17 protein-coding genes and 1 tRNA gene are annotated in these 22,730 nt (G+C 71.6%); 7 read left to right on the plus strand and 11 right to left on the minus strand.

All coding sequences use genetic code 11. The features are described from left to right. Window position 1: 1 nt before the first annotated feature. The 4 genes from cobA to IE231_RS07895 all read left to right on the plus strand — a co-directional run bounded on the left by cobA (window position 2) and on the right by IE231_RS07895 (window position 3,328). Window positions 2-1,180, plus strand: a complete 1,179-nt coding sequence (cobA, locus tag IE231_RS07880) for a uroporphyrinogen-III C-methyltransferase (protein WP_189693393.1) — start codon at window positions 2-4, stop codon at window positions 1,178-1,180. Then, a complete protein-coding gene (locus tag IE231_RS07885; protein ID WP_189693394.1) occupies window positions 1,177-2,292 on the plus strand; it encodes a uroporphyrinogen-III synthase in 1,116 nt (371 codons plus the stop codon). The genes cobA and IE231_RS07885 overlap by 4 nt, the downstream gene beginning before the upstream one ends. A gap of 87 nt (window positions 2,293-2,379) precedes the next feature. Beyond that, window positions 2,380-3,078, plus strand: coding sequence for a deoxyribose-phosphate aldolase (deoC, locus tag IE231_RS07890; RefSeq protein WP_189693395.1), 699 nt, complete (start codon window positions 2,380-2,382; stop codon window positions 3,076-3,078). A gap of 19 nt (window positions 3,079-3,097) precedes the next feature. Beyond that, window positions 3,098-3,328, plus strand: coding sequence for a hypothetical protein (locus tag IE231_RS07895; RefSeq protein WP_189693396.1), 231 nt, complete (start codon window positions 3,098-3,100; stop codon window positions 3,326-3,328). An 80-nt stretch (window positions 3,329-3,408) separates the two neighbouring features. Here the strand turns inward: IE231_RS07895 and IE231_RS07900 are convergent, their stop codons facing one another. Together IE231_RS07900 and mfd are read right to left on the minus strand one after the other, a co-directional pair. Beyond that, window positions 3,409-4,335 (minus strand): 2-hydroxyacid dehydrogenase, encoded by a 927-nt coding sequence (locus tag IE231_RS07900; protein ID WP_189693397.1) that lies wholly within the window; start codon window positions 4,333-4,335, stop codon window positions 3,409-3,411. Between the two features lie 57 nt (window positions 4,336-4,392). Next, complete coding sequence (gene mfd / locus IE231_RS07905; protein WP_374189428.1) at window positions 4,393-8,040, minus strand: transcription-repair coupling factor; 3,648 nt, start codon at window positions 8,038-8,040, stop codon at window positions 4,393-4,395. A 351-nt stretch (window positions 8,041-8,391) separates the two neighbouring features. On the opposite strand from mfd, the gene IE231_RS07910 reads away from it, so the two are divergent. From IE231_RS07910 to nhaA, 3 genes are all read left to right on the plus strand, one after another. Next, window positions 8,392-8,895 carry a DUF2505 domain-containing protein gene (locus IE231_RS07910; protein ID WP_189693399.1) on the plus strand — a complete coding sequence of 168 codons (504 nt, stop codon included), beginning with the start codon at window positions 8,392-8,394 and terminating at the stop codon, window positions 8,893-8,895. Next, window positions 8,895-9,113 carry an SCO4848 family membrane protein gene (locus IE231_RS07915; RefSeq protein WP_189693400.1) on the plus strand — a complete coding sequence of 73 codons (219 nt, stop codon included), beginning with the start codon at window positions 8,895-8,897 and terminating at the stop codon, window positions 9,111-9,113. Before IE231_RS07910 ends, IE231_RS07915 begins: the two co-directional genes overlap by 1 nt. Window positions 9,114-9,271: 158 nt before the next feature. After that, on the plus strand, window positions 9,272-10,618 hold the full coding sequence (gene nhaA, locus IE231_RS07920) for a Na+/H+ antiporter NhaA (protein WP_189693401.1): 1,347 nt from the start codon (window positions 9,272-9,274) through the stop codon (window positions 10,616-10,618). Between the two features lie 49 nt (window positions 10,619-10,667). On the opposite strand, the gene sufU is transcribed toward nhaA, so the two are convergent. The 9 genes from sufU to IE231_RS07965 all read right to left on the minus strand — a co-directional run bounded on the left by sufU (window position 10,668) and on the right by IE231_RS07965 (window position 22,645). Beyond that, window positions 10,668-11,111 (minus strand): Fe-S cluster assembly sulfur transfer protein SufU, encoded by a 444-nt coding sequence (sufU, locus tag IE231_RS07925; protein ID WP_189693402.1) that lies wholly within the window; start codon window positions 11,109-11,111, stop codon window positions 10,668-10,670. Then, window positions 11,108-12,454: a cysteine desulfurase gene (locus IE231_RS07930; RefSeq protein WP_189693403.1), complete on the minus strand. Its 1,347-nt coding sequence runs from the start codon at window positions 12,452-12,454 to the stop codon at window positions 11,108-11,110. The genes sufU and IE231_RS07930 overlap by 4 nt, the downstream gene beginning before the upstream one ends. Window positions 12,455-12,769: 315 nt before the next feature. Then, the gene (locus tag IE231_RS07935; RefSeq protein WP_189693404.1) at window positions 12,770-15,511 is read right to left on the minus strand and encodes a helix-turn-helix transcriptional regulator; all 2,742 of its coding nucleotides are present in this window, start codon (window positions 15,509-15,511) and stop codon (window positions 12,770-12,772) included. Then, window positions 15,508-18,306, minus strand: coding sequence for a helix-turn-helix transcriptional regulator (locus tag IE231_RS07940; RefSeq protein WP_189693405.1), 2,799 nt, complete (start codon window positions 18,304-18,306; stop codon window positions 15,508-15,510). The genes IE231_RS07935 and IE231_RS07940 overlap by 4 nt, the downstream gene beginning before the upstream one ends. A gap of 130 nt (window positions 18,307-18,436) precedes the next feature. After that, the gene (gene pth, locus IE231_RS07945; RefSeq protein ID WP_189693406.1) at window positions 18,437-19,024 is read right to left on the minus strand and encodes an aminoacyl-tRNA hydrolase; all 588 of its coding nucleotides are present in this window, start codon (window positions 19,022-19,024) and stop codon (window positions 18,437-18,439) included. Window positions 19,025-19,136: 112 nt separating this feature from the next. Continuing rightward, window positions 19,137-19,748 carry a 50S ribosomal protein L25/general stress protein Ctc gene (locus IE231_RS07950; RefSeq protein WP_189693407.1) on the minus strand — a complete coding sequence of 204 codons (612 nt, stop codon included), beginning with the start codon at window positions 19,746-19,748 and terminating at the stop codon, window positions 19,137-19,139. Window positions 19,749-19,972: 224 nt separating this feature from the next. Continuing rightward, window positions 19,973-20,953: a ribose-phosphate diphosphokinase gene (locus IE231_RS07955; protein ID WP_189693408.1), complete on the minus strand. Its 981-nt coding sequence runs from the start codon at window positions 20,951-20,953 to the stop codon at window positions 19,973-19,975. Further along, window positions 20,954-22,504 carry a bifunctional UDP-N-acetylglucosamine diphosphorylase/glucosamine-1-phosphate N-acetyltransferase GlmU gene (gene glmU / locus IE231_RS07960; RefSeq protein ID WP_304944923.1) on the minus strand — a complete coding sequence of 517 codons (1,551 nt, stop codon included), beginning with the start codon at window positions 22,502-22,504 and terminating at the stop codon, window positions 20,954-20,956. Window positions 22,505-22,573: 69 nt separating this feature from the next. Further along, a tRNA-Gln gene (locus IE231_RS07965) sits at window positions 22,574-22,645 on the minus strand. Between the last annotated feature and the right edge of the window lie 85 nt (window positions 22,646-22,730).

Genomic DNA, 22,730 nt, shown 5'->3' on the forward strand with positions numbered 1-22,730 from the left:
CATGAAGGTCGAGATCATGCTCAAGGGCCTCCCTGTTGCCGTGCTGGGCGATGCGGACGCCTCCCGCCAAGCGCTCGCGCGGTACCGCAGGGCCGGAGCCCTCGTCTCGCACTACGAGTGCCCTGAGGCATTCGGAGAGTCCCTGTCGAGCGCTGCGGCCGCGCCCGAGAAGCTCGCGCCTGACCAGCCCGCGCCTGAGAAGCTGGCGCCTGACCAGTGCGCGCCCCGGGCGGCGGCACCGGCGCGGCCGGCGCTCGTCGCCGTCGTGCGCAATCCCGGGAACGCCGCGTACGACGCCGCGTGGTCGCCAGTGGTGGACCGCTTCCGCGCCCTCGGCGTGCCCGTCGTCGAGGAGCCGCCCGCCGGCCCGCGGGGGCACGTCACCCTCGTGGGCGGCGGACCGGGCTCCCGCGGCCTGCTCACCGTGGATGCCGTCGAGGCGCTGCGGGACGCGGACGTCGTGCTCTTCGACCGGCTTGCGCCCTGGCGGGACCTGGCCGAGCTCACGACCGGGCTGCTGGTCGACGTCGGCAAGCTCCCAGGCCACCACAAGGTCCCGCAGGACGAGATCAATCGCCTCCTCGTGGAGCATGCCGTGGGACGGGTCGATGGGTCTGAGCGAACAGCCGGGGCGGGCCGAACGGGCGGGGCGGGCGCGAACGTGGTCCGGCTCAAGGGAGGGGACCCGTTCGTGTTCGGCCGAGGCGCCGAGGAGGCCGCCGCGTGCGCCGAGGCCGGAGTGCCCGTGCGGGTCGTCTCGGGGATCTCAAGCTCGATCGCCGTTCCCGCAGCCGCCGGCATCCCAGTCACACACCGCAACATGAGCCACGCGTTCACCGTCGTCTCCGGGCATGCACCGCTCAGCGATGCCGAGCACCGCCATCTGGCAGGGCTCGCCGGGGAGGGTGGGACCGTCGTCGTGCTCATGGGCATCGCGAACCTGCCGCATCTCGCGGCGGGACTCGGCAGGGCCGGCCTCACGGCGCAGACCCCGCTCGCCGTCGTGGAGCGCGGGCACCAGCCCGGGCAGCGCACCACCCTGACCACGCTCGGTGCCGCGACGGTGGACACGGCCGGCTGTGCGAATCCCGCGGTGATCGTCATCGGCGAGGTCGTGCGGCTCGCGGCGGACGGAACCGGCGCGGCCGCCCTGGCCGCCGGCCTGGTGGGTGCCGCGTGACCGCGTCAACAGCGCCGCTGAAGGGCTACCGCATCGGCGTCACGTCCCACCGGCGGTCAGAGGATCTCATCGACGCCCTCGAGCGGCGCGGCGCCGAGGTGCTCCACGCCCCTATCCTCACCATCGCTCCAGCGGCCGAGGACGTCGACCTCCTCGAGGACACGCGCAGGATCATCGCTTCCCGGCCCGACGTCTGCATCATCACCACCGCCTACGGCATGCGCCGTTGGCTCGAGGTGGCGGACGCGTCCGGGCTCGGCGAGGAGCTCCAGGAAACCCTGAGCCGCGCGGAGCTGTATGTGCGCGGCCCCAAGGCCCGCGGCGCCGTCCGCGCAGCAGGCCTCGCCGACGTCGGCATTTCGAGCGACGAGACCACTGCGACCCTCGTCGACCTCGTGCTGCGCGTGCCCGGCGGGATCGCGGGCCGCCGGGTGGTCGTGCAGCTCCACGGCTACACCGACGGCGTGCAGCTCGACCGGCTGCGTGAGGCCGGCGCCGAGCTCCAGACCGTCACCCCGTACCGCTGGGTCCGGCCCGAGAACGGCGGCCCGGTCCGGGCCCTCATCGACGCGGCCTGCTCAGGCGAGCTCGATGTCCTCACGTTCACGAGCGCGCCAGCTGTGGACGCCCTGTTCAGCACCGCGCACGAGCTGGGCCTCTACCCAGAGCTCATCTCGGCGCTGCGGCGGCGGGTGGACACTGCCGCGGTGGGGCCCATCACGGCAGCGCCCCTCGAAGCGGCGGGGCTGCGTCCCTGGGTCCCCGAGCGCTTCCGCATGGGAGCCCTCGTCAAGCTCGTCGCCGACAACCTCGGCCGCCGCTCCGGCCGCACCCTGACGAGCCCCGCAGGAGCGATCCGCCTGCATGGACGGGCCATCACCGTCGGGGCAGAGGAACTGATCCTCGGTCCCGCCGCAACGCTGCTGTTCCGGACCCTGTTCGAGGCCGGCGGCGCCGTCGTTCCCCGGGAGACGCTCGCTCGGCTCGTGTCCCCCACCGCCTCCGACCACGCCCTCGACATGGCCGTGAGCCGGCTGCGCAGCGCACTCCCCGCGCCCGGGCTCGTGCAGACCGTGGTGAAGAGGGGGTACAGGCTCCGGGTCACGGCATAGCGTGTGCCAGCAATAACGTGTGCCGGTAGCCGATATGCCGGTAGCCGATATGCCAGTATGGGATGACCCAAGCGAAAGGACGCTGACGTGTCTTCCGAGCCCGCACTGACGCCCGCGGACCTTGCCGGCTACATCGACCACACCCTCCTCAAGCCCGAGGCGAGCGAGGCCGATATCCTCACCCTGTGCAGCGAGGCCGTGCAGCACGGCTTCAAGTCGGTGTGCGTGAACCCGATCTGGGTCAAGACGGCCACGAAGGCCCTGCGCGGTTCCGGCGTGCTCACGTGCGCCGTCGCGGGATTCCCGCTCGGTGCCACTCCGACAGACGTCAAGGTCTTCGAGGCCCGCGGAGCCACGCTGGACGGCGCCGACGAGGTGGACATGGTCATCAACATCGCCGCCGCCCGCGCCAACGAGAGGGGTGCCCTGGTCGAGGACATCCAGGCGGTGGCCGAGGCCGTGCACGGAAGCTCCTCGATCCTCAAGGTCATCATCGAGACCTCGCTCCTGAGCCATGCGCAGAAGGTCCTCGCGTGCGAGGCCGCCGTCGAGGCAGGGGCCGACTTCGTGAAGACGTCGACGGGCTTCAACGGCGGCGGAGCCACCGTCGAGGACGTCGCCCTCATGCGCGCCACGGTGGGACCGGATATCGGCGTCAAGGCGTCCGGCGGTGTACGCACTGCCGATGACGCGCGGGCTATGATTGCAGCAGGTGCCACCCGGATCGGAGCGAGCTCCGGCGTGGCCATCGTCACCGGGGCCTCCGCGGCTGCCGGCGGCTACTAGACGCACGTACAGGAGAGACATGTCTGAAGACCAGTACAACCGCCCCCTCGAGCCGAACCCCCTGGGCGGCAGCATCATCCTCTTCGTGATCTTCATGGTCCTGTTCCTGCTGGGCCTGTACATCGTGCAGTGGGTCGACTTCACGAACGTGTGGCAGATGGCCGCGCTGATCTTCCTCTACGCCGCGGCCTTCGGCATTCCCATGACGTTCCTCGCCCGGAACGATACGGGGAGCCAGCACCGCCGCTGACGCCCCCACGACGCACGGACGCCCGTCGCCTCCCCAATGGAGCCGGCGGGCGTTGGCCATTGAAGGCCCGTTTCGCGTCCTCAGGTGCGGAGGACGACGTTCTCCGGCTCGGCACCGCGCTGCATGCGCTCGACCTGACGCCGCAGGAGCCGCGCCATTCTGGGTGTCATGGCGCTCGACGCCCCGCCGACGTGTGGGGTGATCAGCACATTGGGCAGTCCGAACAGCGGATGTCCGTCTGGCAGGGGCTCGGGGTCGGTCACGTCCAGCGCGAACCGCAGGCGCCCGCGCCGAGCATGGTCGAGGATCGCGTCGGTGTCCGCAACAGGTCCGCGCGCCATGTTCACGAGGAGTGCGCCCTCAGGCATGAGCGAGAGGAACCTGTCGTCGACAAGGCGCACCGTCCTCTCATTCAGCGGCACGCCGACGACGACGATGTCGGCCTGCGGCAGGAGCGCGTCGATCTCGTCCATCCCGTGCACCTGGACACCGTCTTCCTCGCGGGCACGCGACGCCGCCCTCAGCACAGTCGCCTCGAACCCCTGCAGCCGTTCATCGATCGCCCGGCCCACCCCGCCGTAGCCCAGCAGCAGAACGGTCCGGTCCGCGAGGGAGGCATAGCGCGCAGGCGCCCATGAACCCCGTGAGGCTGCGCGGACAAAGTCGGGCAGGCCCCGTTGGGCGGCGAGCATGAGGGCGACTGCCAGTTCCGCCGTGGACGTCTCGTGCACGGTCACCGCGTTGGCGAACACATGGCCGGGCGGGAGAGCCGCGGCCACGCCGTCGTATCCGATCGACTGGCTCTGGACGAGCCGGGTTGCCACGCCGTCGAGGGCAGCCAGAAGGCTGGGCGCGCTCATGTAGGGCGGGACCACGATGTCGATCTCAGCGCGCGGAGCCGGCCCCGACATGTCCCACGGGATGACCTCGACGCCCTCCGGGGCCTCGCCGAAGGCCCGCCCGAGCGCTGGGTCCGGAATGCTGACCACAAGGTCTCTGGGTGCCATGCATCGGAGCCTATACCGCCCCAGCGGACTCGACGGGCTGAGCGGGCGCTCGCCGGGTCAGGCAGTGGTCGCGGGGGCTGGGGCAAAGATCGCCTCCACCACCTGGTCCGCCCACGCGAGGATCTCGCCGTCGACGAGGTCGCGGCCGCCCACGGGGGCGGTCTTGGGCTTGGGGACGAGCACCGCATGGAGTGCCGGCTTGTACTGGGCGCCCTTGTACATGCGGGTCAGGCGCATCTGCTTCGACTCGGGCAGATCGGCGGGCGCGAACCGCACCATGTTCCCCTGGAGGGCGACGTCGGTCAGCCCGGCAGCGCGCGCACGGACACGGAAGCGCGCCACGGCGGCGAGGTTCTGCACAGGTGCGGGCGGCTCGCCGTAGCGGTCGGTGAGCTCATCCATGACCTCGGCGATGCCGGCGTCGTCGGTCGCGGCCGCGAGCTTGCGGTAGGCCTCGAGGCGCAGCCTCTCCCCCGGCACGTAGTCGTGCGGGAGGTGGGCGTTGACGGGCAGCTCGATCTTCATCTCGGCCACCTTCTCCTCGCCCTCTCCCCGGAAGTCGGCCACGGCCTCGCCCACGAGGCGGATGTACAGGTCGAAGCCCACCCCCTGGATGTGGCCCGACTGCTCGCCGCCGAGCAGGTTGCCCGCCCCGCGGATCTCGAGGTCCTTCATGGCCAGCTGCATGCCCGCGCCCAGCTCATTGTGGGCCGCGACTGCCTTGAGCCGTTCGAGCGCCACTTCGCCGAGGGGCTTCTCGGCCGGGTAGAGGAAGTAGGCGTAGGCACGCTCGCGGCCGCGGCCCACACGGCCGCGCAGCTGGTGGAGCTGGGAGAGGCCGTACTGGTCAGCGCGGTCGATGATCAGGGTGTTCGCGTTGGAGATGTCCAGGCCGGTCTCGATGATCGTGGTGCACACAAGCACATCGAAGCGCTTCTCCCAGAAGTCCACGATGATCTTCTCGAGCCGGGACTCGGACATCTGCCCGTGGGCCACCTCGACCCGGGCCTCGGGGACGAGCTCGCGGATCGCGGCGGCCTGCTTCTCGATGGAGGAGACCCGATTGTGGACAAAGAACACCTGGCCCTCGCGCATGAGCTCGCGCCGGATCGCCGCGGAGACCTGCTTGTCCGTGTACGGCCCCACATAGGTGAGGACGGGGTGCCGCTCCTCGGGCGGCGTCGCGAGCGTTGATGTCTCGCGGATGCCCGTCAGCGACATCTCGAGCGTGCGCGGGATCGGCGTCGCGGACATCGCGAGGACATCCACATTGGTGCGCATCTTCTTGAGCTCTTCCTTGTGCTCGACGCCGAAGCGCTGCTCCTCGTCGATGATCACGAGGCCGAGGTCCTTGAACTGGACCTCCTTCGACAGGAGCCGGTGTGTGCCGATCACGACGTCGACGGAGCCGTTCTTGAGCCCCTCGAGCGTCTCCTTCGCCTCCGCCGCCGTCTGGAAGCGGGAGAGCGCCCGCACGCGCACAGGGAAGCCCGAGAACCGCTCCGAGAAGGTCTCGAAGTGCTGCTGGGCGAGGAGCGTGGTGGGCACGAGCACGGCCACCTGCTTGCCGTCCTGGACGGCCTTGAAGGCGGCGCGCACGGCGATTTCCGTCTTGCCGTAGCCCACGTCGCCGGAGACGAGGCGGTCCATGGGGACCTCCCGCTCCATGTCCGCCTTGACCTCATTGATGGTGGTGAGCTGGTCGGGCGTCTCGACGTACGGGAACGCCTCCTCGAGCTCGCGCTGCCACGGGGTGTCCGGGCCGAACGCGTGCCCCTTGGAAGCCATGCGGGCCGAATAGAGCCGGATGAGCTCCCCCGCGATCTCCTTGACCGCCTTCTTGGCCTTGGACTTGGTCGAGGCCCAGTCGGCCCCGCCCATCTTGGACAGTGAGGGGGTGTCCCCTCCCACGTACCGGGTCACCTGGTCGAGCTGGTCAGTCGGGACGAACAGCCTGTCCCCCGGGGCGCCGCGCTTCGAGGGCGCATACTCGAGCACGAGGTACTCGCGGGTCGCGTCCGAGCCCGCGCCGCCGGCCCGGCGCTGCACGAGCTCCACGAACTTCCCGATCCCGTGCTGCTCGTGCACCACGAAGTCGCCGGCGTGGAGCGAGAGGGGGTCGACGGCGTTGCGGCGCCGGGAGGGCATCCTGCGCATGTCGCGGGTCCCGGCGGCACTGGCACGCCCGAGCAGGTCCGCCTCGGTCAGGAGGCCGAGCGTGAGCCCGTCGAGCACGAAGCCCTTGCCCGCGGGAGCCTTCGTGATCTCGATGATGCCCGGCTCCGGCAGCCGGTCCAGCCCGTCAATCCGGGCGCACGGGATGCCTGCGTCGTGGAACAGTTCGGCGAGCCGCTGCGCCGGGCCGGCGCCGTCGGTCGCGACGACGATCCGCCACTGGTCCCGGACCCGCGAGCCGATGAACTCCATCATCTCGCCCACGTCACCCTGGTACCCGCGGGGCTCGCGCGCGGCAATGGTCACGACGTCGACGTCGGCCACCGTCTCCGCATCGACCCCGAGGGAGGTCAGAGACCACCACGTCACGCCCCGCGACTGGGCCTCCCCGCGGACCTCGCCGAGGGTCGCGAAGCTCGCATCCTCGAGCCGTCCCGCGTGCTCGGCGGCGTCGGCGCCGGTTCCAGCTGCGGCGGCGAGGCCGACATCGAGGGGCGCCGCCCCGCCGTCGGACGCGGTGGCCCAGGCGGCGGCGAGGAACTCCTCGTTCGTGGCCGCGAGGTCGTGGGCGCGGGCACGGACCTTCTCCGGCTCGACGACGAGCGTGAGGGACCCCTCGGGCAGCTCGCCGATGAAGGGCACCATCCGGTCCACGAGCAGGGGCGCGAGGGACTCCATGCCCTCCACCGCGATCCCGCCGGCGATCTTCTCGAGCATGTCCGCGGCCGCCGGGAGGGAGCCCTTGAGCTTCGCGGCACGGCTCATGACCGCCGGGGTGATGAGGAGTTCACGGCATGGCGGGGCGAACAGCGCCGTCGGGTGATGGGCTCCGGGTCCGGTCAGCGAGCGCTGGTCGGCAACCGCGAACCAGCGCATCTGCTCGACCTCGTCGCCGAAGAACTCCACGCGCACGGGATGGTCCTCGGTGGGAGGGAAGACGTCGATGATCCCGCCGCGCACGGCGAACTCGCCGCGGTGCGTGACCATGTCCACCCGGGCGTAGGCGGCGTCCGCGAGGGCATGGACCACCGCGTCGAACGGCACCTCCTGGCCCACCGCGAGCGAAACCGGCTCGAGATCGCCCAGGCCGGCCACGAGCGGCTGCAGGACCGCCCGCACGGGGGCGACCACGACCCGCAGCGGGGAGCCGCCGCCGTCGTGCGCGCCGTGGTGTGCGCCGTCGGTCCCGTCCCCGCGCGCGGGACTCTGGCCCGTGGGCGCGGCGGGGTGGGCGAGGCGGCGCAGGACGGCGAGCCGGCGCCCCACGGTGTCGGAGCGCGGCGAGAGGCGCTCGTGCGGGAGCGTCTCCCAGCTCGGGAACAGCGCTACCGACCCCGCCGGCACGTACGCGCCGAGGGAGTCCACGAGGTCCTCGGCCTCCCTCTCGGTGGCCGTCACGGCGAGCACGACGCCGGCCGGTTCCGGGAGCGCGTCGAGCACCTCGGCGATGACCACCGGGCGCAGACCCGTGGGTGCGACCACCTGGAGGTCCTGGCTGCGCCGGGCTGCCGGCTTGGAGGCGTACTCGATGAGCCGGGCGACGCTCGGGTCCTGGCCGACGGCACGGCGCAGCCCGTCGAGGATGGGCGCGCCCTCGCGGCTCGCCGGTCGGGCGACGTCAACAGACACGGTGGGGCTCCTCCCAGAGGCACGGCTCCGCAGGCGGCACACGCATCCCCCGACAGCGTGGCGCCGCGGGCAGCACGCTCGCAGACAACACAGCAGCCCCGACTCTCGATGAGGCCGGGGTGTTACCCCAGCTTACGCGACCGGCCGCCGACGTTCGGCACGCATCCGGCACCCCTAGGATGGGTGTCGGCGCGCTCCCCTGCGCCACCACGGACCATGTCCGCACCCCCAAGCTCCAACGGAAGGATCCCCTTGGCACTCTCAGCCAGCCAGACCCTCAACTACCCCGTGGACCGCGTCGCGGCAGTGTTCGCCGACGAGGCGTTCCAGCGCCACGTGAGCGAGCTCGTGGGCGGCCGCCTCGAGTCGTTCACGGTCGACGGCGACGTGGCCGGGGCGTTCACCGCAACCGTCGTGCGCCAGCTCCCGACCCAGCGCCTGCCCGAGATCGCCCGCAAGGTGGTCGGCGAGTTCCTCAACGTGACCCAGACCGAGACCTGGGGCGCCCCGGAGGCGGACGGCTCCCGCCAGGCCGACATCAAGGTCAAGGTCGCCGGCGCCCCCGTCGACGTCGCCGCCGTGCAGCGGCTCGCGGCCGAGGGCGATGCGACCAAGATCGAGCTCAACGGCACCGTGAGCTCCTCGGTGCCGCTGCTCGGCGGCAAGATCGCCTCGGCTGCAGAGCCCATGGTCGGCAAGGCCCTCAACATCCAGGCGACCCAGGCCGAGGCCTGGCTCGCCGGGGAGATCAACTGATGCAGCTCCCCGTCGGCCTGTCCTGGCTGCTCATCGTGGCCGGGGTGTGGAACCTCGTGGTGTGGCCGCAGTTCCTGCGCCGCGTCATGAAGGACCCGCGGGCCAAGGACAGTGAGGGCCGCGCCACGCGGTTCCTGACCGTCCACCTCCTCCTCGTGGCCATCTCGCTGACGCTCGGCGTCGCGGTGGCCGTGGTGGGCATCAGGACGCTCTTCTGAGAGGAGCCTCCTGATCGACAGCGGCGGCCGGGACCTTCACAGGTGCCGGCCGCCGCTCGCCTCCGGCTAGAATGGTTCTCAGGTGTGCCGGGAAGTCTGGTCGGCGTGTGATTGCCCCTACCTCGTGTGGGCTGCCCCCGACCTGAACGGAACTGCTGATGGAGAACCCGGCCCAGCGCCGTCGTGCACACCCGAACGCCTTGCGGATCCTTGCCCGCGGAACCTACCCCGAGTACCGGCGCATCGCCGAGATCCTGCGCAAGGAGACGGTGGGGGGCGCACTGCTGCTCCTTGCGACCGTCGCTGCCCTCGTGTGGGCCAACTCCCCCGCCGGCGGCGCGTACGCCGCACTGCGCGATGCGCGGGTCGGCTACGCGCCGTGGCACTTGGAGCTCAGCGTCGGGGCCTGGGCGGCCGACGGGCTGCTCGCGCTGTTCTTCTTCGTGGCTGGCCTCGAGCTCAAGCGCGAGTTCGTTGCCGGCGACCTCCGCCGGCCCGCCACAGCGGTCGTTCCGATCGTCGCGGCGTGCGGAGGGGTCGTGGTCCCCGCGCTCATCTACACCGGCGTCAACCTGGTGGCAGGATCGGACGCGCTCCAGGGCTGGGCCATCCCCACCGCGACCGACATCGCCTTCGCACTGGCCGTGCTCGCCGTCATCAGCACGCACCTGCCGGCCGCGCTGCGCACATTCCTGCTCACCCTGGCCGTGGTGGACGATCTCCTCGCCATCGGGATCATCGCCTTCTTCTACTCCACGGACCTCCAGCCCGTCTTCCTCGCGCTCGCGCTCGTGCCGCTCGCGGCGTTCGGCGTCCTCGTCCAGCGGCGCGTGCGCGCGTGGTACCTGCTCGTGCCGCTGGCTGCGCTCGCGTGGGCGCTCGTGCATGCCTCCGGCGTGCACGCGACGGTGGCCGGCGTGCTGCTCGCCTTCACCGTGCCGGTGCTGCGCAGCGAGCGGAACGGTGGGCCCGATGCCGGCCCCGGCCTCGCCGAGCACTTCGAGCACCGCCTCAGGCCGCTTTCCGCGGGCGTGGCGGTGCCCCTCTTCGCATTCTTCTCGGCCGGGGTCGCGCCCGGGGGCTGGGACGGCATCCTCTCGGCCCTGCGGGACCCGGTCGCCGTGGGCATCGCCGTGGCGCTCGTGGCCGGCAAGACGATCGGAGTCTTCGGCTCCACGTGGCTCGTCACCAAGAGTCGCCACGCCGACCTCGACCCGGACCTTGCCTGGATCGACGTGTTCGGGCTGGCGCTCCTGGCGGGGGTCGGGTTCACCGTCTCGCTGCTCATCGCCGAGCTCTCGTTCGATCCCTCCTCCGCCGCCGGCTCCCTGCACGCCGAGCATGCGAAGGCCGCGATCCTCGCAGGGTCGCTGATCGCGGCACTGCTCGCCGCCGTCGTGCTGCGCATCCGCAACTGGCACTACCGGCAGGTCGAAGCCCGCGAGGCGCAAGACGCGGATGGGGACGGCGTGCCGGACGCATTCCAGAGCGGCAGCGCCGGGTAGCGCTGCCCGGTGCGCGAGCGGTGTAGGCGCGGCGGGGCCGGTCGAACGACTAGGCTTGCGCCTGCCGTGCGGCATCCTCCGCGGCGACCCACGAGATCATGGCGCACTTGACCCGCGCGGCGTAGCGTGACACTCCCTCGAACGCGGCCGCGTCGCCGAGCACCTCCGGGTCCGCCGCCACCTTCCCGCGGGAGCGCAGCATCTCGCGGAACGTGTCCACCAGGCCGCCGAACTCCTCGACCGTCAGCCCTTCGGCCTCGTCGTGCAGCACCGACGCGGAGGCCATCGAGATCGAGCAGCCCTGCCCGTCCCAGCGGATGGCGCGCACGACGCCGTCGCTCACCTCGACGCGCACCGTCACCTCGTCGCCGCACACCGGGTTGAGCTGGTGCGACTGCCCCTCGTGGGGCCCAGGCTCCCCCTCGAGTCCGGCCCCGTGGCGCGCTTTCGAGTGCTCGAGGATGAGCTGCTGGTAGAGGGAATCAAGGCTCATCGTGCCGCTCCGAAGTAGCCGCGGACCTCGCCGAGCGCCTCGAGGAAGGCGTCGACCTCATCGGTGGTCGTGTACAGGTAGGCGCTCGCGCGGGTGGAGGCAGTGAGCCCGAGCCGCCGGTGGAGCGGCTGGGCGCAGTGGTGCCCCACGCGGACGGCGATGCCGGCGCTGTCGAGGTACTGCCCGACGTCGTGCGCGTGCACCCCCTCGACGTCGAAGGCGGCCAGGCCGATGCGGGGCGAGCCGTGCCATTCGGTGCCGGGTGCGGGTCCGAGGAGGCGGACGCCCGGGATCGCGTCGATCCCTTCCGCGAGGCGTTCCCCGAGCGCGCTCTCCCACACGTGGATCCGGTCTGGGCCCACCTGCGCCAGGTAGTCGACAGCGGCCGCGAAGGCCACCGCCTGCGAGATGCGCTGGGTGCCGGCCTCGAAGCGCTGCGGGGCGGGAAGGTACTCCGCGCGCTCCATCGTCACGGTCGTGATCATGGAGCCGCCCACGAGGAACGGCGGCAGCGCGTCGAGCAGCTCGCGCCGCCCGTACAGGGCGCCGATCCCGGTGGGGGCGAGCATCTTGTGGCCGGAGAAGGCGGCGAAGTCGACGCCGAGTGCGGCGAGGTCCAGCGGCATGTGCGGAGCGGACTGGCACGCATCGAGGACGGTCAGGGCCCCGGCGCGATGCGCGAGATCGACGAGCTCGGTGACCGGTGCGACTGAGCCGAGCACGTTGGAGGCGTGGGCAAACGCCACGACCCGCGTCTTCGGGCCGATGATCCTCTCGGCCTCGTCCATCCGGAGGCGACCCGCGTCGTCAACCGGAATCCACCGCAGCGACGCACCGGTGCGGAAGGCGAGCTCCTGCCAGGGAATGAGGTTGGCATGGTGCTCGAGCTCGGTCACGACGATCTCGTCCCCCGGGCGGAGGGCGAGGTCCTTGACCGCCTCCCCGCCGCGGCCCCGCTCGGCCCAGATGGCGGCGGTGCCGAGGGCGTAGGCGACCAGATTGATCGCCTCGGTGGCGTTGGAGGTCCACACGATCTCCTCGGGCGACGCGCCGACGAATCCCGCGACAGCGGCCCGGGCGTCCTCGTACGCGTCGGTGGCGCGCACGGCGAGCTCGTGGGCCCCACGGTGGACTGCGGCGTTGCGCTGCTCGTAGAAGTCCTGCTCGGCCTCGAGGACGGTGCGCGGCTTCTGGCTGGTTGCCCCCGAGTCGAGGTAGACGAGCGGGTGCCCGTGGATCTGCTGGTCAAGCACCGGGAAGTCGTTGCGGATACGGGTGACTTCGGCGTCATCCAGCGCAGGCTGGGAGCGGACGAGTGTTGGCGGCGTCTTGACCAGGGCCACGGGCGCGGGCTCCTTCGGTGGAACGAGGCTGCGGTCGCAGCCAGACTGAATTACGGCACACAGACGTGCCGGAATCATTGTCCCACGGGAAATCAAGTCGGAATCCAAGATCGGGCCGGCGGCGGCTGGGGGGAGGAACCTTGGTCTCGGGGAGGTTCCGACGCCGCCGGCCCAGTCCTTGGGAGGGTGGTCGGGCCGCCTTGGCCCCGCCACCCCTCTACAGTCCCACCCTGTGATCTTGGGCACATGCGTAGCCACTACTCGTCTTTGGGGCCGCAGAGGCGCACGGACTACTTGGGTGCCCTTGGCGTGTACTCAGTTTTCGGGCCGCGAGATTTCTGGCCGCGGCGCTGCCGCTCCTGGTGCCCCGGGGCCTGGCGCTGCCGCTCCTGGTGCCGCCGGACCCGACCCGGGGCCCACCGCCATGGTGAGCTGCTCGCGGCTTGTCACATCCAGCTTGGCGTAGGCCCTGTAGAGGTGCCCCTCCACCGTCCGGACGGACACCGTGAGCCTGGCAGCGATATCCCTGTCGCTCAGCCCGGCCACGGCCAGCGCCACGACCTCCCGCTCCCGGCGCGTGAGCCGCTGCGCGTGGGGCGGCCTCCGCGGCTCCTCGTCGCCAAGTGCCGCACCGCACTCCAACGCCCTGGACCACGCCGCACGCGCAGCGGCGCGGCGCTGAGCCCTGTCCAGGGCGCGAGAGGCCTCCGCGAAGCACTCGCGCGCATAGCGGATGGCACCGGCGCGCATGAGCGCCTCTCCCGCCTCGAGCAGCACATCGGGGTCGCCGCTCGCGAGGGCCGACGCGGTGCGCCCGGCCGACGCCGCCCACCGGCCTTCCGAACGCCGCGCCACCGCTGCGAGGCGTTCGAGCCGGTCGCGGTGGCCGGCCTCGAACCAGAGGATCTCGGCCTGGAGTTCGAGGTCGAGCCGCCCCCGGTCCGAGACATCGGCCAGGACCTGCTCGAGACCGGCTCCGTCCGTCCCCTCACCGAGCACCTCGCGTGCGGCCGCGGCGAACAGGCCTGCGAAGGGCGCCGCGACGACGGCGCTGTCCTCTGAGTCCCGGGAGCGGGAGCCTGCCTCGCCCAAGAGGTCTCTCGCGCCGTCGTGCTCCCCGAGGTGCGCGCTCGCGTAGGCTGCCGCGGCGGCGGCGAGGGGAAGGATGTGCTGCGGATCCCGTTCGCGCAGAGCGTCCACCGCGTGGAGGAGCGTGGACTGCGCCTTCCGGAACCGTCCACGCCGCAGGTGGGCCAGGCCGCGTGCCGTCTCTGCGGCGGCACCGTCCGAGACGAGTCCGAGGGTCGTGGCGGCCAGGAACCTCCTGATGTCGGCTTCGGCGGTGTCCCACTCGCCCGCGCTGAGGTCCGCGATGACAAGCCGGACCCCGGCGAAGGCCTGCACGTACGGTTCGAGGGCTCCTTCCGCGACTGCACTCTCGAGGACTCCGCGCAGCACGGCCATGGCCTGCACGGGCTGGCCAGCGCCGAGGAGCTGTTCCGCCTCGACCGTGCGGACCACGGCCTCCGCGGCGCGTTCGCCGGCCGACTCGGCGGCCGCCCCGTCAGCCGGCGAGCCTCCGGCGCCGGGCGGGTTCCTCCGGCGCCAGCTCGCGATGCCCGCCGCGACCCGCTCGGAGTCATTGGCGAGGAAGTCGGTGACGAGCGTGAGGACAATGCGGCACTCCCCCTCGGGAAGCTGGTCCAGATCGGCCCGGATGTCCTGCGGCGCATGGCCGAGGGCCATCCTGGCGGCGATCCACACGAGCGCCCCCGAGATGCCAGGGCGAACGGCTCCGTCGGGGAGGGCAAAGGGCCTGAGCAGCTCCACCGCCTCCGCATACTGGCCGCGGCCGTAGGCGACCTGCCCCAGGACCTCGCGGGCGCCAGCCTGGAGGTCTGGATCCTGCACGGCCTGCGCCGCGCGCACCGCCAGTCCGTTCTCGAACAGCCGGTGGGCGAGCCTCGCCGCGTCCAGCAGCGTCGAGTCCTCGATGGGGAAGCCGCACTCGAGGGCCCACGTGGTGGCCCGGAGCAGCCCCTGGGCACTGGCTGCCTGACGGGCCGTATAGGCGGTGGCATGCCGGCGCAGCTTGAGCGAGGTGGTGTACGGGATGAGGTTCAGGAGCGCGTCCCCGTAGACGGGGTGGCGCAGCCGGAGAACCCCTTCCGGCCCCTCGGGGGGCCGGACGAGCCGGGTGGAGACGAGGCGGCTGATGGCCTCCGCGCCGCATTCCCGCTCGATGAGCTCGAACGGCGCCGGCTCGGCAACCACAATCAGGCTCAGCGCCTCCCGCTCGTTGTCCGTGAGCCGGGCGAGCTGTGCCCGGGCGAGCCCGAGAAGTCCCTCACCTCGGCCCGGGAGGTCTGCCGTAATGAGCCAGGTCTTTCCACGCAGGGCAAGGGCACCGGCCCGGCGCGCCTCGTCGACGATGCGGCCGAGGACAAGCGGGTTCCCCTCGGACTCCTGCCACAGGTACTGGGCGACCGAGGGCAGCACCGCGCCCCCCACAGCCGCTTCGATGAACTCCCGCACCTCGGCGACCGTCAGGGGTCCGAGGTCCACCCGCTCAACTCCCCCGTCGAGCCACAGCTCCATGAGCGGCCGCGGAAGTGCCGCGCCGCTGGGAGCCGCCACGAGGGCCTTCATCCAGCGGGCGGAGACGAGCTCGGCGACCACGGCACTCGAGGCCGCATCCAGCTCCTGCGCGTCGTCGATCACGAGGAGCAGGTCGCGCTTCCGGTCCCGCCGAAGGGCCTCGACAGCCCTCCAGAACGCCCGCAGCACCTGGACACGCGACCCGGCCTCGTCCGCGGGCAGCGCGCCGAGGAACGGCGCGAGGACACCATAGGGCACCTTGGATAGCGCGGGGCTGCCGTGCAGGCGGAACGGCTCCATCGTGTCCTCGAGCCGGCGGCAGGCTCCGTCGAGCAGTGCCGACTTGCCGACGCCCATCTCGCCGAGCACGAGGACGGCGGCGGTGGCAGCACGGCGGATGAGGTCCACCACGCGCGCCGTGTCCCTCGGCTCGAACGGGCTCCGGGCTTCACCGCTCATGGGCGCCCGCCGCGGCCACCGCCCACCACGAGGCCGGCGAGCTCGCCCCGGTTCGACACGGACAGTTTGGCGAAGACCTGGTAGAGGTGGCCCTCGACAGTGCGGACCGAGAGCCCGAGGTCCTCGGCGATGCGCCGATTCGAGGTGCCGGCGGCCGCGAGGACCGCGACTTCCTGCTCACGCTGGGTCAGCGTCGGAGTGGCCTGGCTCGGGGTGACAGGCAGGACGGCGACGCGTCCCTCGAGCGCGTCGAGGCGCGCCTGCATGAGATTGGCCATGACCGTGTTCCCGCGGGAACGCGCCTTGTCCAGGGCGACGGCGGCGCAGCGCGACTCCACAGCGTCGAGCTCGAGGCCGGCCGCGAGGTCCGCAGCCGCAGCCAGATCGGTCAGGCTGCCCGTGCGCGTGCCCCGCGCCAGGAGGCCCCCGATCTCGGCGAGCTGCCCCTGCCGGTGCCGGCAGACCTCTTCGAGGAGCCGCAGCTCGTCCGGCCGGGCGTCCACGGTAGCTCCCACGAGCTTGATGCCCGCGGGATTCCACCGTCCGTGCGCGATGTCCTCACGGGCAGAGGCCACGAGCCGGGCGGCCGCGTGGGCGTCCCCGATCCAGCGCCGTGCCATGTCCGAGCAGAACTGCGTGTAGAAGCGGGTGCGGTAGGCCTCTGCGGGCTCGGACGAGTCCAGCTTCGCGAGCCAGGACCGGGTCGCCGCCGCATCGCCCCGCTGGGCGCAGGCGAAGGCGGCAGCCGCGTAGGCAAGGCCGAGCCACCTGGCCGCCGGACTCCGCTCGAGCAGCGCGATGGCCGCCTGAAGCGAGCCCATCGCCTCCTGTCCCCTTCCCGCCATGACGAGCGCGAGCCCCGTCGCGAGTTCCACCGATGCTCCGGAACTGCGCAGGTAGTGGGATGAGGTGTCAGGAGTGGCCCGGAGGACGGCGAGCGCCTGGCGCCAGTGCCCGTTGTACAGGAGTACGTCGAAGGCGCGGGTGGCGAAGGCCTGCCGCACCCTGATCGATGCGCTCGTGAGGCTGATCTCGGAGGTGAGCTCGTGCAGCAGCGCGAGCCCGTCGCGCTCCCGTCCCAGGACGGTGCGGGCCTCCATGAGGATGCTCGCCATCACAAGACGGGCCTCCTCCTCGGCGGGCTGGCTCTCCGCGACCGCGGCCTCAAGGCGGTCCACGATGCGCGCGAAGTCGCCGCAGAAGGCCCAGTACTCGAACTCGGCAAGGTCCAGGCGCGCCGCCACGATGCGGTCCGTGCCGTCGGCATCTCGGCCCGCGCCGCCCTCTCGGCCGGCGCCGGGATCTCGGCCGGCCCCGGCTGCGTCGGGTCCTCCTGCCTTCGCCAGGAGACGGGCACGGACGGTGTCGAGGTAGGCAGGGACGTCGTCGGCCCGGCCGGGCACGCTCCGCATCGCGGTGGCCTTGACGGAGGCGAACGCCGCCACGTCGAGCCGCGACTGCGCTTCGAGCTCGGCGTCGCTCACCTGGTCCATGCATGCGAGGGCCTGATGGGGCAGCTGGAGCATGAGGAGGGCGCCCGCTCGCAGGCGCTGGACCTCGGGCCACAAGGCTTCGTCGCGCTCGACCCAGTCCAGGCACTCGAGCGCGAACTTGGCGTCCCAGAGGCGCAGCGACTCCTTGGCGGCCGCGATCGCGTGCCCGGTGGGCAGCTGCGCGTGGCACTCGTGCGTCCATGCTGCCAGTCCGAGGAGCTCGAAGTGCGTGAGCACCTCGAGCGGCGGAAGTCCGTCAGCCAGAAGAAGTGCACGGAGCTCGCGGCGCCGGGGCACCGAGAGCCATCCGCGCACCACCTCTCCCATGAGCGGGTCCGTGAGTGTCACCGAATGCCGGCCCGTCTCCTCGACCGCGATGAGGCCTTCCCGCTCCATGCGGGCGATGTCCTCATGGCCGAACGCGGTGGTGAGCCGCGCGAGCGGGATGCGGCGGGCGCAGGCGATCGCCTCGATCGCGCTCTTGATGCCGGCGGGGAGCCGCTCAATCCGAGCCCGCACGAGGTCGTCCAGCTGCCTCATCCCGGTCGTGTCGGCATCCGGCGCGAGCACCCACACGCCGTCGACCGCTTCCAGGTCCCCGCGCGCGAGCAGCTCGGCGACGGTCAGGAAGGCCACTTGCGGGTTGCCCCGCGAGAGCGCCTCGAGCTGGAGGCTCACGGTCTGCGGGACGATGCCCCCGAGCAGTTCCCGGAGCCCGGCGTGCATCGCATCGGCGGAGAGGGTCGAGAGGGGCACCTCCCGGAGGCGCTCCTCGGCGAGCATCCAGTGGAAGTCGGCAGGGAGGTCGCTGGCCCTGTCCGCCACCACCACGAGCTTGGCCGTGCCGGTCACCATGATGTTCACGAGCGTGGCCGTGCTCAGCTCGTCCAGATTGTTGGAGGTCTCGAGCAGCAGCACGGTCGGCCTGCCCCCGGCGGCCGCCGTGAGCAGCGCGATGATGCCGCGCATGATGCTGACGGGGTCGTCCTGCGCGTCCTCCGGCAGCCTTGCCAGGAGGACGGCGAGTGCGCCGTAGGGGGTCTCGGTTCCCACGATCGTGCTGCGCAGCCGGACTGTGTGGTGGGTGGCCTCGAGGTCGTTCAGCACGACCGAGCCCACTGCCGACTTCGCAAGGCTCGGATCCCCGGTGATGACGACGCCGAACGTGGCCGGATCCGCGAGCGCCTCGAGGGCGTTCCCGACGTCGCGCGCGCGCACGACCCGCGCCCACGCCAAGCGGTCGCCGACCCGCGCACGCGCCTCACGGGCCAAGTGCCCGTCGCCGGACAACCCCAGCCTCATCCCCATGGAACCTCCGCAGACCCTACAACAGTCCGCCCCGGCGGACCGTTGCCCGCGCCCACGATACCGCGCTTGGGCACCGGGGGTCAGGAGCCCGCGTCATATTCGGCAGGTGCACGCCACGGGCGGGCTACGCCTTGGCGGGATGGAACTTCTGCTGGGAGGCGGTGAGGCCCTCGCGCACGAGCATCTCGACGGCGTCGGCGGCTTCGTCGATGAGGAACGGCAGCTCCTTGCGCTCCGACGCCGCGAAGTCGCGCAGGACGAAGTCCGCGGCGTCCATGCGGCCCGGCGGCCGGCCCACGCCCACACGGATGCGGAGGTAGTCTTTGGTGCCCAGCGCCTTCGAGATGTCCCGCAGGCCATTGTGGCCGCCTTCTCCTCCACCGAGCTTGAGCCGGACGGTGTTGAACGGGATGTCGAGCTCGTCGTGTACGGCCACTACGTGCGAGGGCTCGATGCCGTAGTACTTGGCCAGGGCGGAGGCCGGGCCTCCGGAGACGTTCATGTAGGTCAAGGGCTTGGCGAGCACAGCCCGGGGTCCGCCGACCCAGAGGCGTCCTTCGAGCACGACGGCGCGTGCCCCCTTGTGCGCGGTGAACTTCCCGCCCATGCGCGAGGCGAGCTCGTCGAGGACCATCTGGCCCACGTTGTGGCGGTTCCCGCTGTACTCGGGCCCGGGGTTGCCGAGGCCCACGATGAGCCAGGTGTCGTTCATGGATGCGCTCCTTGGTCTGGCAGGCGACGGCGGGGTCGGCGGCCGGGGCCGCCACGTCGAAGCGGCCCGCCCCGGGTGGGACGGGCCGCCTGACGGGTGAGGAGTCGGAAGACTACTCGGCGGAGGCCTCCTCGGCCTCGGGCGCCTCGGCGGGAGCCTCGGCCTCGCCGGCCTCCTCCTCGGGGGCGACCTCGACGGCCTCGGCAACGTTCACCACGAGGGTCTCGGGGTCGGTCAGGAGGGCCACACCCTGCGGGAGGGCGATGTCGGAGGCGTGGACGTGCTGGCCGGCCTCGTGGCCCTCGACGCTGACCTCAAGGGCGGTCGGCAGGTGCGTGGCCTCTGCCTCGACGGAGACGGTGACGGCCTCCTGGTTGGCGACGGCACCGGCAGCGACCTCGCCCGTGACATGCACGGGGACGTCCACGGTGACCTTCTCGCCACGGCGCACCGTGAGGAGGTCGATGTGCTCGATGGTCTGGCGCACGGCGTTGCGCTGGATGTCCTTGACGATGGCGAGGTGCTCCTCGCCGGCGATGTCGAGCGTGAGGAGGGCGTTGGGCACGCGGACGGCGATCATGGTCTCGTGGCCCGGGAGGGCGACGTGGATCGGCTCGGCGCCGTGGCCGTAGATGACGGCAGGGATCTTGTGGGCGGCGCGGGTGCGGCGGGCGTAGCCCTTGCCGAACTCGGTGCGCTTCTCGGCTGCGAGCTTCTCGCTCATGGTGTCTCCTTCAGGTTCGTTGGCGCGAGGTCTGCCGACCTCCGCCTTCACCCCGGAGGGCGTCGCGAAGGAGTGCCAGACCCAGTCGATCACGGAGCGGGCGCTCCCTCGCCAAGGTTCGGCGTCCATCCTACCGGGGTCGGGGGCAGCTCTCCAAAACGACGCACGACGGCGCCGTGCCCGCCATAGCCGGGGACGGCGCCGTCATGCGCGGCTTCTGCCTGCTAGCTCCGGCCGTCGAACAGGCTCGTGACCGAGCCGTCGTCGAAGACCTCGTGGATCGCGCGCGCGATGAGCGGGGCAATCGAGAGCACGGTGAGCGTCTCGAAGCGCTTCTCCGCGGGGATCGGGAGCGTGTTGGTCACGACGACCTCGCGGGCGCCGCACTCAGCGAGCCGCTGCGCGGCGGGGTCCGAGAAGACCGCGTGGGTCGCGGCGATGATCACGGAGCGGGCGCCGGCGTTCTCGAGCACGGACACCGCACCGGAGATCGTGCCGCCGGTGTCGATCATGTCGTCGATGAGCACGCAGTCGCGCCCCTCGATCTGGCCGACGACGGTCTTGGACACGGCCGAGTTCGGCACGTTGACGTCGCGCATCTTGTGGACGAAGGCGAGCGGGGCCCCCCCGAGCCGCTCGGCCCACTGCTCGGCCACGCGCACGCGGCCGGTGTCCGGGGAGACCACGGTGACCTTGCCCAGCTCCACCCGCGTGCGGACGTAGTCGGCGAGCAGCGGGATGGCCATGAGGTGGTCCACTGGGCCGTCGAAGAAGCCCTGGATCTGTGCCGTGTGCAGGTCCACGCTCATGAGCCGGTCTGCACCGGCCGTCTTGTAGAGGTCCGCCATGAGGCGGGCCGAGATGGGCTCACGGCCGCGGTGCTTCTTGTCCTGACGCGCGTACGGGTAGAAGGGCGAGACCACCGTGATCCGCTTCGCGCTCGCACGCTTGAGCGAATCGATCATGATGAGCTGCTCCATGATCCAGTTGTTGATCGGCGCCGGGTGCGCCTGGATCACGAAGGCGTCCGCGCCGCGGACGCTCTCCTCGAAGCGGACATACGTCTCCCCGTTGGCGAAGTCGTACGCCGAGGTCGGCAGGAGCTCGGTGCCGAGTTCTTTGGCGATCTCCTGCGCGAGCTCCGGGTGTGCGCGCCCGGAGGCGAGCACCAGGCGCTTCTCGCCGTGGGCCGTGATCTCGGTCATCTACTTGCCTTCAACTTTCTCAGTGGGGGTGGCGGAGGAGGAAGACTGTGCGGCGGCCGCGGAGGGCGAGCCGGCCCTGTGGGCCTGGGTCCAGCCCGCGGCGTTGCGCTGCGGGCTGACGGAGAGCGCGAGCGCTCCGGGCGGAACGTCCTTGCGCACGATGGCGCCGGCGGCAGTGTAGGCGCCGTCGCCCACCGTCACGGGGGCCACGAAGACCGTGTTGGACCCGGTCCGGACGTGCGCACCGATGACCGTGCGGTGCTTGTTGACGCCGTCGTAGTTCGCGGTGATGTTGCCGCAGCCGATGTTGGCGCCCTCGCCGATCTCCGCATCCCCCGCGTAGCCGAGGTGGGAGAGCTTGGCGCCGCGGCCGATCACGGCGTTCTTCGTCTCGTAGAACGCGCCGATCTTGCCCTCTGCCCCCAGACGGGTGCCGGGACGGAGGTACGTGAAGGGCCCGACGGTAGCGCCCGCCCCGATCTCGGCCTGGGTGCCGTCGGTCCGCTTGACCGTCGCGCCCTCCCCGACCAGGCAGTCGGTGAGCGTCGTGTCGGGGCCGATCACGGCGTCCCGCTCCACCACGGTGGCACCGTGCAGCTGGGTGTTCGGCTTGACGGTGACATCCGCGGCGAGCTGGACGGTCGCGTCGATCCATGTCGTGGCGGGGTCCACCACTGTGACGCCGGCGCGCATCCAGGCCTCGACCGTCCTCCGGTTGTGCTCGGCAGCGAGCGCCTGGAGCTGGACCCTGTCGTTGGCGCCCTCGACCTGCCACCGGTCGGTCGTGGCGAGGGCCGAGACGCGTCCGCCGGCGGCCCGGGCGATCGCGAGCACGTCTGTGAGGTACTTCTCGCCTTGGGCGTTGTCGGTGGTGACCTGGGTGAGCGCGTCGCGGAGCGCGGCGGCGTCGAACGCGTAGATGCCCGAATTCACTTCCGGGATGGCCCGCTCCGCTTCACTGGCGTCCTTGTGCTCACGGATGCCAGATACCGTCCCGTCCGATTCCCGCAGGATCCGGCCGTACCCGGTCGCGTCGTCGAGCACGGCCGTGAGGACCGTGACGGCGTTGCCGTCCGCCTCGTGCTCGGCGACGAGGTCTCTGAGCAGGGAGGTCGTCAGGAGGGGCACGTCGCCGTAGGTCACCACGACGGTGCCCGTGAGCTCGCCGTGGCCTCCGGCCGCAGCCTGCGCGTCGAGCGCCTCCAGGGCCGCCTCCACCGCACGGCCTGTGCCCGGGATCTCGTCCTGGTCGACGATGAGGACGTCGGGGTCGTGCCCGGCGATGTGCGCGGCAACCAGGTCCCGCTCGTGGCGCACGACGGCGGCGAGGCGCTGCGGCGCGAGGCCCCGGGCTGCGTCGAGTGCGTGGGCGACCATTGAGCGGCCGCCGAGCTCATGGAGGATCTTGGGGGTCCGGGACTTCATGCGGGTCCCGGCTCCGGCCGCGAGGACGATGACCGCCGCGGGCCCCTGCTGCTGTTGCTGCTCCTGATCGCGTCCTTCCGCGTGCTCGTGTGCCGCTCCGCTGCGTCCGGGGGTCTCCGCATTCACTGTCGCTGGCTCTCCTGTCGCGAATCGGCTGGCGCGTGTGGGGCTCGCGGCCATTCTAGCCGTGCCCCGTTCCGCCCCTAGGATTCGAACCTAGACTGCACGGCTCCAAAGGCCGGCGTGCTGCCATTACACCAGGGCGGAGTGCGCGCGAGTCCTCGGCGAGGACGGGCGCGGCACAGTCTCCAATTCTGCCACGGATGGCAGCACGGCTCGGGCACCGGGTATG

The organism is Sinomonas cellulolyticus (assembly GCF_014656475.1).
Taxonomy (GTDB): domain Bacteria; phylum Actinomycetota; class Actinomycetes; order Actinomycetales; family Micrococcaceae; genus Sinomonas; species Sinomonas cellulolyticus.